The following is a 9,143-nucleotide window of genomic DNA, read 5'->3' as shown; positions in this document are numbered from 1 at the left end:
CTTGCTCCTCGTGCCCCCGTCACCGGGAGAATTGCGCGGAGAAGCTTTATTCCGACTTGAGAAATGTGGTGTATATCCGGTTAATCAATTGAAATGGTGTGATTTTACGACGAGCTGATCTGCGACCTCCAAACGAAGGTATCGCATACGAAAACGCCCCGGACGATGCCGGGGCGCTTCAATTCGGTGATGACCGAGTGGTCAGTCCTCGATGCGCTCTGCCAGAACTGTAAGGCCGTTTTCGCCCACTTCGGCAAATCCGCCGCGGACCTGGATTTCTTCCGGGCTGGCGCCTTCGCTGGCGTAGACCACCAGCGCGCCGTCGCGCACGGTGCTCATCACCGGGGCGTGGCCTTCGAGTACGCCGAAGTCGCCTTCGGTCCCCGGCACGACGACCATGTGGACGTCGTCCGAGCGGACCAGCTTTTCCGGCGTGACCAGTTCGAAGTGCAGGGCCATCGACTTAGGCGTCCTCGGCCAGCTTCTTGGCCTTTTCGACCGCTTCCTCGATCCCGCCGACCATGTAGAACGCGGCCTCCGGCAGGTGGTCGTACTCGCCGTCGACGACGGCCTTGAACGACTTCACGGTGTCTTCGAGCTGCACGAACTTGCCGGGGATGTTGGTGAACACTTCTGCGACGTGGAACGGCTGGCTGAGGAAGCGCTGGATCTTGCGCGCGCGGGCGACAGTCAGCTTATCTTCTTCCGAAAGCTCGTCCATGCCGAGAATGGCGATGATGTCCTGCAGCGACTTGTACTTCTGCAGGATTTCCTGGACGCGGCGGGCGGTCTCGTAGTGCTCCTGCCCGACGACGCGCGGCTCGAGCACGCGGCTGGTCGAATCGAGCGGGTCCACCGCCGGGTAGATGCCCAGCTCGGAGATCGCGCGGGAGAGCGTGGTGGTCGCGTCCAAGTGCGCGAACGAAGTTGCCGGAGCCGGGTCGGTAAGGTCGTCCGCAGGGACGTAGATCGCCTGCACCGAGGTGATCGAACCCTTGGTGGTCGAGGTGATGCGTTCCTGCAGGTTGCCCATGTCGGTCGACAGGGTCGGCTGGTAGCCCACCGCCGACGGGATACGGCCGAGCAGCGCCGACACTTCCGAACCCGCCTGGGTGAAGCGGAAGATGTTGTCGACGAAGAACAGCACGTCCTGGCCTTCCTGGTCGCGGAAGTATTCCGCCATCGTCAGGCCCGATAGCGCCACGCGGGCACGCGCGCCCGGAGGCTCGTTCATCTGGCCGAACACCAGCGCCACCTTCGAACCTTCGCTGGTCGCGTTGCCGTCGGCATCCTTGGCGATAACGCCGGCGTCGAGGAACTCGTGGTAGAGGTCGTTGCCCTCGCGGGTGCGCTCACCCACGCCGGCGAACACCGACACGCCGCCGTGGCCCTTGGCGATGTTGTTGATCAGTTCCTGGATCAGCACGGTCTTGCCCACACCGGCACCGCCGAACAGGCCGATCTTGCCGCCCTTTGCGTAGGGCGCGAGCAGGTCGATCACCTTGATGCCGGTGACGAGGATCGCCGCTTCGGTCGACTGGTCGACGAACGGCGGGGCTTCCGCGTGGATCGGGGCAGTCTGGTCGGCGCCGATCGGGCCGCGCTCGTCGATCGGCTCACCGACGACGTTGACGATACGGCCGAGCGTCTTGGGGCCGACCGGGACGGAGATCTGCGCGCCGGTGTTTACCACCGGCTGGCCGCGGGTGAGGCCGTCGGTGCCGTCCATCGCGATGGTGCGCACGGTGTTCTCGCCGAGGTGCTGGGCAACCTCGAGAACCAGCGTGTTGTCGCCGTTCTTGGTTTCCAGCGCGGTGAGAATTGCCGGCAGTTCGCCTTCGAAGGTCACGTCGACGACAGCGCCGATGACCTGGCTGATAGTGCCGTTGGTGGTCTGGTTGAGGACGGGGGCGGTGGCCATTTTTCGTTCCTTGCCTTGGGTCTCTTAGAGCGCTTCCGCGCCCGCAATAATCTCGATGAGTTCGGTGGTGATCGCGGCCTGGCGGCTGCGGTTGTACTGGATCGTCAGCTTGTTGATCAGGTCGCCGGCGTTGCGCGTGGCGTTGTCCATTGCGGTCATCGATGCGCCCTGTTCCGACGCCTCGCGTTCGAGCAGTGCGCCGAACAGCTGGGTCTTGAGGTAACGCGGGAGCAGCTCGGCAAGGATTTCCTCCTCGTCGGGCTCGTATTCGACCGCTGCGGCGCTGGTCTCGGCGATTTCGGCTGCCGGAACCGGGATCAGCTGCACGCTGGTCGGGTCCTGCGCCAGCGCCGACTTGAAGGTCGGGTAGATCAGATGCGCGACATCGAACTTGCCCGCTTCGAACAGGTCGATCAGCTCGGCGGTGATCGCTTCAGCCTCGGCATAGCCCGGGGTGCGGACTTCCGAAGTGTCGAACATCTGCTCGATGCGATTGGCATAATCGCGCTTGATCGGCGCGCGGCCCTTGCGGCCGACGAGGTAGAAGTAGACGTCCTTGCCCTCGGCGGTGAGTTTCCTGGCCTTGGCCTTGGCTTCCTTGACGAGGTTCGAGTTGAGGCCGCCGCACAGGCCCTTGTCGGTGTTGACGAGGACTAGCAGGTGCCGGTTGTCGCTCCCGGTGCCGCGGAACAGCTTGGGCGCATCGTCGCGCCCGGCCATCTTGGTGGCCAGGCTCGCCATCACGGCCGCCATGCGCTCGGCAAATGGACGCGCGGACTCAGCCGCCATCTGCGCCTTGCGCAGCTTGGCCGCCGCGACCATCTGCTTGGCCTTGGTGATCTTCTGGGTCGATTTGACCGAGTTGATCCGACCCTTGAGTTCCTTGAGCGAAGCCACTGGCTACCCCTTAGACGAACTGCTTGGCGAAAGCGTCGAGCGCCTTGACCAGCTTTTCCTTCGTGCCGTCCTCGAACGCCTTGCTGTCGCGGATTTCCTTGAGGATATCGGCGTGCTCGGCGCGCATGTGGGTCAGCATCGCGGCTTCGTATTCGGTCACCTGGTCGACCGGGATTGCGTCAAGGTAGCCGTTGGTGCCGGCGAAAATCGATACGGTCTGCTCTTCGAACGGCATGGGCGAGAACTGTGGCTGCTTGAGCAGCTCGGTCAGGCGGGCACCGCGGCTCAGCAGCTTCTGCGTCGCCGGGTCGAGGTCCGAACCGAACTGCGCGAAGGCGGCCATTTCGCGGTACTGCGCGAGCTCGAGCTTGATCGAGCCGGAAACCTTCTTCATCGCCTTGGTCTGCGCGGCGCCGCCGACGCGGCTAACCGACAGGCCGACGTTAATCGCCGGGCGCACACCCTGGTAGAACAGGTTGGTTTCGAGGAAGATCTGGCCGTCGGTGATCGAAATCACGTTGGTCGGGATGTAGGCCGACACGTCGCCCGCCTGCGTTTCGATGATCGGCAGCGCGGTGAGCGAGCCCGAACCGTTATCGGCATTCATCTTCGCCGCGCGCTCGAGCAGGCGGCTGTGCAGGTAGAACACGTCGCCCGGATAGGCTTCGCGGCCCGGCGGGCGGCGCAGCAGCAGCGACATCTGGCGATAGGCGACCGCCTGCTTGGAAAGGTCGTCGTACACGATCACGGCGTGCATGCCGTTGTCGCGGAAGAATTCGCCCATCGCGCAGCCGGTGTAGGGCGCGAGGTACTGCAGCGGGGCCGGCTCCGACGCGGTCGCAGCGACCACGATCGAGTAGTCCATCGCGCCGTTCTCTTCGAGCTGGCGAACGATCTGCGCGACGGTCGAGCGCTTCTGGCCGACCGCGACGTAGATGCAGTAAAGCTTCTTGCCTTCGTCGTCGCCGGCGTTGGCTTCCTTCTGGTTGATGAAGGTGTCGATCGCGACGGCGGTCTTGCCGGTCTGGCGGTCGCCGATGATCAGCTCCCGCTGGCCGCGGCCGACGGGGACCAGCGCATCGAGCGCCTTGAGGCCGGTCTGCACCGGTTCGTTGACCGACTGGCGCGGGATGATGCCCGGGGCCTTCACTTCGACGCGGCGACGTTCGGCGGCTTCGATCGGGCCCTTGCCGTCGATCGGGTTGCCGAGAGCATCGACCACGCGGCCGAGCAGGCCCTTGCCGACGGGAACGTCGACGATGGTGCCGGTGCGCTTGACGCTGTCGCCTTCCTTGATCTCGGCGTCCGAGCCGAAGATCACGACGCCGACGTTGTCGGCCTCGAGGTTGAGCGCCATGCCCTGCACGCCGTTGGCGAATGCGACCATCTCGCCCGCCTGGACCTGGTCGAGCCCGTGGATGCGGGCGATACCGTCACCGACCGAGAGAACGCTGCCGACTTCCGAAACTTCCGATTCGGTGCCGAAGTTGGCGATCTGGTCCTTGATGACCTTGGAGATTTCTGCTGCGCGGATTTCCATTTTCAGCCCTTCATGGCGTGTGCGAGTGAGTTGAGACGGGTACGGATCGAGCTGTCGATGCGCTGCGATCCGATGGTCACCACGAGACCGCCGAGCAGGTCGGGGTCAACGGTGGCGGTAAGCTTAACGGTGCGGCCCTCGCGCGCGGTGAGCTTGGCTTTCAGCTCGTCGAGCTGCGCGTCGCTCAGCGCGTGTGCGCTGGTAACTTCGGCGGTGACTTCGCCGCGCTGGGCAGCTGCGATCTGGCGAAACGCGCGGGCCATGTCGCCCAGCGAAGAAAGGCGGCGGTTTTCGGCGAGCACGCCGAGGAACTTGCCGGTGAGATCGGACAGGCCGAGCGTCTTGGACACGGCCTCGATCGCCGTGCCTTTCGCGGCGCGGCTGATTTCGGGGTTGGTGGTGAGCTCGCGCAGGTCGGCCGATTCGGCGAGCGCTGCGGTCAGCGTCTCAAGGTCCGATTCGACCGCCGTCACCGTGCCCGCCTCGCTCGCGAGATCGAACAGGGCAGACGCATAGCGCCCTGGCAGGCTGGCCTGAATACCGGCGGAAGTCTCCACGCGTCGTCGTCCTCTAAGGATCGGAAAAAGATATCGTGCAACCCGACCTTTTTGGCGGGCGCGCACGAGTGCGGCCCGGTCTGGTTGGCGCGCCCCTATCATCGGGTTTGCCGCAATGCAACCGGGCCAAGCACAGTTGTCTATCGCTCGGTGGCCAAGGGGTGTAATGTGGCCACAAACAGGACCATTGGAGAAGATGTCATGCAGGTAGAAAAGCTGGCTCCGCATGTGGGCGTTGAGGTGACGGGAATCGATCTGGCGAGCATTGCCGGTGCGGATCTCGAAGCGCTCAAGGACCTCGTTTTCGGTGCCGGCGTCGCCGTGCTGCGCGACCAGACGCTCACGCCCGAAGACCATATCGCACTTGCCGAGCGATGGGGCGGGATCGACATCAACAACTACTTCCCGCTGCAGGACGAATATCCCGAGATTGCGATAGTCGGGAAGCGGGCGGACCAGGAAACCAATATCGGCGGCGGCTGGCACACCGATCATTCGTATGACCAGGTTCCGGCGATGGGCTCGATCCTCGTCGCGCGGACACTGCCGCCGTCTGGCGGAGACACAATGTTCATCCACATGGGTGAGGCGTACGATTCGCTCGACGACGAGACAAAGGCGGAGATCGAGGACCTCGCGGCATTCCACACCGCCGATCACATCTATTCGCCAGAAGGCGTCTATGCCCAGACCGACCAAGGCAGCGAACTGCGCGGGCAGGCACTCAAGACCGGCGCGACCCACCCGGTAGTGATCCGCCACCCGCGCACCGGCAGGCGGCTGCTCTATGTGAACCCGGCTTTCACGATAAATATCGTCGGGCGGACGCGCGAAGAGAGCCTGCCGCTCCTCCAGAAACTCTACGCTGCAGCGATGAATCCGGACCTGCAGGGCCGCGTGCAATGGCGCGACGGGACAGTGGCGATCTGGGACAACCGCACGACCTGGCACTTCGCCTGCAACGACTATCAAGGCTATGCACGCGAGATGCACCGCATCACGCTGAGCGGGGAAGCGCTCGCCGCCTAGGGCAGACTGGGGCCGGTCTTGGCCTTGCAGGTATAGACCAACCGTTCGTTGGGCTGGTCGGGCAGCAGCGAAACCACGCCGGACTGCATTTCGCCCAAACGGCTGGCCGCGCTGGCCGCACCGCACGCCGGAGCGGTGTATTTGCTGCGTGCATCGCGCGCCTGTGCCATCTCCGATTGCGAGAGCGGATAGCGATCGGTACGGAAGGTATGCGTGGCCGGATCGTAGGAGCTGATCGAGACGGTATCGTCATCCTTCGGCACGAACAGCCGGGTCCATTGGCCGTTGGCAAACCCGTATTGCGTGCGGTGGTTGACGCAGCCGTTGTCGTTCCACGAGAAAGCGGTGTCCTGCGGTGCTTCGCTGACGATCCTGCTGCGGTTGGGCTCGATCGTGCAGACCAATTCTTGCTGACCGTTCACCGCGCCGCTTCCATTGCCCTCGCCTGCGTTCGCCCCGTCGCCGCGCGCCGCCATCGCATCGGCCACCTTGCGGTCGATCGCGTCGATCCCGGGGCGGGTGAACCAGATGCCGATACAGGCAATTCCGGCGACGACTGCGCTTGCGGCATAGATCCGCATCCGCTTCCCGCCATCGTCACGCCCGCGCGCACCCTTCGCCGCCAGTCCAAACCCGCAGGCCGCAAGCAGAAGTATCGTCGCCAGCGCCATCGCGTTCTCGCGTTCGCCCATCACGGCGAGCTCGGCTTCGAGCTGGGCACGTTCGCGGGCGGTCCGGTTGGCCTCGACCCGCGCCGCCAGCCGCGCGCGCGCAGCAGCCTGCTCGTTGGCGATCCGTTCGCGTTCGGATGCATTGAGTTGCGCCATCGAGCGGCACGGTAGCGCGTTGACCGAAGGCGAGACGTTGTTGCTGCGCAGGAACGGCAGCAGTTCGCGGTCGGACACCGCGAAATAGAATTCGCCGTCCGAGCCGTCCGAATCGGCACCGAAGCTGTTGACGCCGAGCACTCGCCCGCAGTTGTCGAGCAGCGGCCCGCCCGAATTTCCGCGCGCAATCGGCGCTGTGTGCAGCACGGTATCGATATCGCGGCTGGGGCGCTCGCCCGAGACGAACCCGCGGCTCTTGACCGGCGGTTGGGGCCTGAAAATGTCGTCAAGCGACAGGCCCTGCGCCCGATCGACATTCATCGGATAACCCACCGCGATGACTTCCTCGCCATCGCCAGCCGGCGTCCCCGCGATCGTGAGCGGAGGGAGGCGCATCTTGTCGGTGATCTCGATCAGCGCGAGGTCCTTCGAGGCTGAGACAGCGACGATCCGGGCATAGTCGGAACCATTGCCATCCGACGGGACCACCGCGATCCGCAATGTGTCGTCCATTTGCGCCTGGCGCACGACATGGGCGTTGGTGACGATCAGGTTGGGCGCAACGGCAAACCCGGAACCGTGGCTGACCGGGAACACCTGCTGGCCATCGGTGCCGACGATCACCACCCGCACCACCCCGCGCGCCGCAGCAGTGATATCGGCCGGTTCGGCATGCGAAATCGCCGGTAGCGAAAGCGCAAGCAAAGCAGCGAGGAATGTGAGGAAACGTCCCATCCGGCTGCATCCTCTACGCCTGCCGGCGGTTTGACCGCAAGCGTCGGGATGCACGCCTTGTCGATTAGCGGCATGTAACAGCCTCGAACGACAGAGGAGCTATCCATGACCTATCGAATTCGCGGCCTCGAACCGGCGCAGTTTGCGCCATTGTTCGAGATGGACGAGGTCGCACTCGAAAGCGCACTGGCGAGCCGGGTGATTGCCGGGCCGGAAGGACGATACCCGTGCCGTGTCAGCCTGCGCGATGCCGATCCGGGAGAGGAGCTGGTGCTGGTCCACTTCACCAATCACGCAGTCGACACGCCCTATCGCAATGCGTTCGCGATCTTCGTGCGCAAGGATGCCGATGCGGCCGCAGAGTGTGTCGATGCGCTGCCGCCGGTGCTGCGCGGTCGGCCCATTGCACTGCGCTGCTACGCCTTCGACGGCACGCTCCACCGCGCCGCGCTCGCGCTTGATGATAACGTCGACGCCGTGCTTCGCGACCTCCTGGCCGACGAAGCAGTCGGCTACATCGACGCGCACAACGCCATGCATGGGTGTTTCGCCGCACGGATCGAACGCTATGATGGGGATTGCGATGTCTGACCAGATTACCAGCGATGCGGCCTGGGCGGCGGTGCTGCGGCGCGACAAGGCGTTTGACGGTCGCTTCGTGACCGGCGTCCTGACGACCGGGATCTATTGCCGTCCGTCGTGCGCGGCGCGGCATCCCAAGCGCGACAACGTGCGTTTCTTCGCTACCGGGGCAGAGGCGCGGGCGCACGGCTTGCGGCCCTGCAAGCGCTGCCTGCCCGACGATGTCGGACGTGACGAGGCCGCAGTGCTCGCAGCGATCGACGAGATCAAGCAGGCCGAGGGCGCGGTCACGCTCGCCGAACTGGCCGAAGTGACCGGCTATTCGCCGAGCCATTTCCAGCGGGTGTTTACTCGCCACACCGGTTTGTCGCCGGCAGCGTATGCCCGCGCATTGCGTGAGGAACGGGTCCGTGAGGCGTTGTCCGGGGTAGGCAGCGTGACCGGCGCAATCTACGCGGCGGGCTATTCAGCGCCCTCGCGGTTCTACGACGAGACAAAAGGTAGGTTAGGCATGGCGGCAAGTGCATGGGTCAACGGCGGCAAGGGCGCGACGATCCATTGGGCGGTGGTCGATACTTCGCTTGGCGAAATGCTTGTCGCAGCGACCGACAAGGGCGTATGCCGGCTGTCGTTCTTCGAAGGTGAGGACGAATTGCGCGCCCGGTTCCCCAACGCCGACCTCGTCGAAGGCAGCGACGCATTCTCCTCATTGCTTGAGGAAGTCGTTGCAGCGGTCGAAGCACCGGGCGACGCGCCTCCCGGCTTCGGGCACATCCCGCTCGACGTGAAAGGCACCGCGTTCCAGGAAGCGTGCTGGAAGGCACTGAGGGCGATTCCCGCGGGCGAAACGCGGACATATGCAGAGATTGCCGCGGCTGCTGGTAATCCCAAGGCGGTGCGCGCGGCGGGCAGCGCCAATGCCCGCAACAATGTGGCGGTGCTGATCCCGTGCCACCGGGTGATCCGCACGGGAGGCAACCTCGGCGGCTACGCATACGGGCTCGACATCAAGCGCGAGCTGCTCAAGCGCGAAGGCGTCGAATGACTTGCATTGG

Annotated in this window: 9 protein-coding genes; 3 read left to right on the top strand and 6 right to left on the bottom strand. The window is 64.7% G+C overall.

Annotated elements, in window-relative coordinates:
- Positions 1 to 201: 201 nt before the first annotated feature.
- Genes CJO11_RS04570 through CJO11_RS04550 form a run of 5 tightly spaced genes read right to left on the bottom strand, consistent with a single transcriptional unit; the run spans position 202 to position 4,915 of the window.
- The gene (locus CJO11_RS04570) at positions 202 to 459 is read right to left on the bottom strand and encodes an ATP synthase F1 subunit epsilon (protein WP_095011652.1); all 258 of its coding nucleotides are present in this window, start codon (positions 457 to 459) and stop codon (positions 202 to 204) included.
- A gap of 4 nt (positions 460 to 463) precedes the next feature.
- On the bottom strand, positions 464 to 1,921 hold the full coding sequence (gene atpD / locus CJO11_RS04565; protein WP_095011651.1) for a F0F1 ATP synthase subunit beta: 1,458 nt from the start codon (positions 1,919 to 1,921) through the stop codon (positions 464 to 466).
- 24 nt (positions 1,922 to 1,945) lie between these two features.
- Complete coding sequence (locus CJO11_RS04560; protein ID WP_095011650.1) at positions 1,946 to 2,818, bottom strand: F0F1 ATP synthase subunit gamma; 873 nt, start codon at positions 2,816 to 2,818, stop codon at positions 1,946 to 1,948.
- 10 nt (positions 2,819 to 2,828) lie between these two features.
- Positions 2,829 to 4,358, bottom strand: a complete 1,530-nt coding sequence (gene atpA, locus CJO11_RS04555; RefSeq protein ID WP_095011649.1) for a F0F1 ATP synthase subunit alpha — start codon at positions 4,356 to 4,358, stop codon at positions 2,829 to 2,831.
- Between the two features lie 2 nt (positions 4,359 to 4,360).
- Complete coding sequence (locus CJO11_RS04550; protein WP_095011648.1) at positions 4,361 to 4,915, bottom strand: F0F1 ATP synthase subunit delta; 555 nt, start codon at positions 4,913 to 4,915, stop codon at positions 4,361 to 4,363.
- A gap of 201 nt (positions 4,916 to 5,116) precedes the next feature.
- Here CJO11_RS04550 and CJO11_RS04545 point away from each other — a divergent pair, with 201 nt between their 5' ends.
- Positions 5,117 to 5,944 carry a TauD/TfdA dioxygenase family protein gene (locus tag CJO11_RS04545; RefSeq protein WP_095011647.1) on the top strand — a complete coding sequence of 276 codons (828 nt, stop codon included), beginning with the start codon at positions 5,117 to 5,119 and terminating at the stop codon, positions 5,942 to 5,944.
- Here CJO11_RS04545 and CJO11_RS04540 read toward each other — a convergent pair.
- Complete coding sequence (locus tag CJO11_RS04540) at positions 5,941 to 7,506, bottom strand: S1C family serine protease (RefSeq protein ID WP_095011646.1); 1,566 nt, start codon at positions 7,504 to 7,506, stop codon at positions 5,941 to 5,943. The genes CJO11_RS04545 and CJO11_RS04540 overlap by 4 nt on opposite strands.
- A gap of 105 nt (positions 7,507 to 7,611) precedes the next feature.
- On the opposite strand from CJO11_RS04540, the gene CJO11_RS04535 reads away from it, so the two are divergent.
- Together CJO11_RS04535 and CJO11_RS04530 are read left to right on the top strand one after the other, a co-directional pair.
- Positions 7,612 to 8,097 carry a DUF1203 domain-containing protein gene (locus CJO11_RS04535; RefSeq protein ID WP_095011645.1) on the top strand — a complete coding sequence of 162 codons (486 nt, stop codon included), beginning with the start codon at positions 7,612 to 7,614 and terminating at the stop codon, positions 8,095 to 8,097.
- Positions 8,090 to 9,133, top strand: coding sequence for a bifunctional transcriptional activator/DNA repair enzyme AdaA (locus CJO11_RS04530; protein ID WP_095011644.1), 1,044 nt, complete (start codon positions 8,090 to 8,092; stop codon positions 9,131 to 9,133). The genes CJO11_RS04535 and CJO11_RS04530 overlap by 8 nt, the downstream gene beginning before the upstream one ends.
- The last annotated feature ends 10 nt before the right edge of the window (positions 9,134 to 9,143 follow it).

It is taken from the genome of Tsuneonella mangrovi (assembly GCF_002269345.1).
GTDB lineage: Bacteria > Pseudomonadota > Alphaproteobacteria > Sphingomonadales > Sphingomonadaceae > Tsuneonella > Tsuneonella mangrovi.
The sequence above is the reverse complement of the archived record's forward strand: the minus strand, read 5'-3'. Positions and strand labels throughout refer to the sequence as shown.

Excerpts from the sequence above, each read along its gene's own strand:
- CJO11_RS04570 (WP_095011652.1), bottom strand. The coding sequence starts at position 459 with ATGGCCCTGCACTTCGAACTGGTCACGCCGGAAAAGCTGGTCCGCTCG.
- atpD (WP_095011651.1), bottom strand. The coding sequence starts at position 1,921 with ATGGCCACCGCCCCCGTCCTCAACCAGACCACCAACGGCACTATCAGC.
- atpA (WP_095011649.1), bottom strand. The coding sequence starts at position 4,358 with ATGGAAATCCGCGCAGCAGAAATCTCCAAGGTCATCAAGGACCAGATC.
- CJO11_RS04545 (WP_095011647.1), top strand. The coding sequence starts at position 5,117 with ATGCAGGTAGAAAAGCTGGCTCCGCATGTGGGCGTTGAGGTGACGGGA.
- CJO11_RS04540 (WP_095011646.1), bottom strand. The coding sequence starts at position 7,506 with ATGGGACGTTTCCTCACATTCCTCGCTGCTTTGCTTGCGCTTTCGCTA.
- CJO11_RS04535 (WP_095011645.1), top strand. The coding sequence starts at position 7,612 with ATGACCTATCGAATTCGCGGCCTCGAACCGGCGCAGTTTGCGCCATTG.
- CJO11_RS04530 (WP_095011644.1), top strand. The coding sequence starts at position 8,090 with ATGTCTGACCAGATTACCAGCGATGCGGCCTGGGCGGCGGTGCTGCGG.